Below are 405 nucleotides of genomic sequence, written 5' to 3'. Positions count from 1 at the left end.
CGGTGCCGGCGCAGCAGGCGCTGCTGGACGCGTTCGGGCACCTGGGCTTCGCGTTCAAGGCCGCGGACCTGGAGAAGGGGCACATCCGGGGGACGCGGCAGCGGCTGCCGTTCTACCAGGAGATCGAGTTCCGGGCGCCGCACCAGTACCGGGGGCTGAACCAGGTGGAGCTGACGTTCATCGCGGACGGCAACGAGATGGACGTGATCCTGGAGATGGACAAGAAGCCGGGGCTGTTCGGCGAGGGCAGCGACTCGTACCGGTCGTTCACGGTCGGTCTGCAGTCCTTCCAGGGCACCGACTGGGCGGCGTACCTGAGTCAGTGGCTGGCGGAGGTCGGCGGCAAACGCAACTGGTTCTAGGGATCTAGGCTCGGTGCGCAGAAGGCCGCGCCGGCGCAGCCCG

The 405-nt window shown here is 68.6% G+C and carries 1 protein-coding gene; it reads left to right on the top strand.

Annotation, left to right across the window (positions count from 1 at the left end; all coding sequences use genetic code 11):
- A partial coding sequence (locus G3I78_RS49850; protein ID WP_164437300.1) for a sporulation protein occupies positions 1-362 on the top strand: 362 nt, incomplete at its 5' end.
- Positions 363-405: the final 43 nt, after the last annotated feature.

This window comes from Streptomyces sp. SID13726 (assembly GCF_010548375.1).
Classification (GTDB): domain Bacteria; phylum Actinomycetota; class Actinomycetes; order Streptomycetales; family Streptomycetaceae; genus Streptomyces.
Note: the sequence above shows the minus strand (reverse complement) of the source record. Positions and strands in the feature narration are given on the sequence as shown.